The organism is Methylobacterium sp. J-088 (genome assembly GCF_022829295.1).
In the GTDB taxonomy this organism is placed as follows: domain Bacteria; phylum Pseudomonadota; class Alphaproteobacteria; order Rhizobiales; family Beijerinckiaceae; genus Methylobacterium.
Map to the genome: position 1 here is coordinate 1 of NZ_JAKSYH010000283.1, position 397 is coordinate 397.

The 397-nt window shown below is 68.3% G+C and carries 1 pseudogene; it reads right to left on the bottom strand.

The features are described from left to right. Positions 1 to 191: 191 nt before the first annotated feature. A pseudogene (locus tag MKK63_RS31570) lies at positions 192 to 397 on the bottom strand (urease accessory protein UreE); the annotation flags it as partial.

Below are 397 nucleotides of genomic sequence, written 5' to 3' on the forward strand. Positions count from 1 at the left end.
CTCGGCCGCGAAGCCGAGGGCCATCTCGCGGATCGCGGTTCGATCCTCATCGAGCCCGAAACTCATGGGCGTGGCTCCGAAAGTTCAGACGGACGCTTTCCCCTCCCCCTTGCGGGTAGGGGTCAGGGGTGGGGGTGGTGCCCTGATGGCTTGGCTGTCGCCGGGCGAGCAGCCGGGCCGCGTCCGGCATTTCAACTACCAGCATGGGACTGGTGGTGGTGGCCATGCTCGTGGCCGCCCGTGTACGCGCCGCCTGCGGGTTGGAAGGGCCGCTCCACGTGGACCGCGGTGCCGCCGAGGCCCCTCACCATCGCAGCGAGTACGTGATCGTCGGCGATCCAGATTGCGTCCGCACCGATCTCGGCCGGAATGTGCCGGTTGCCGATGTGCCAGATGA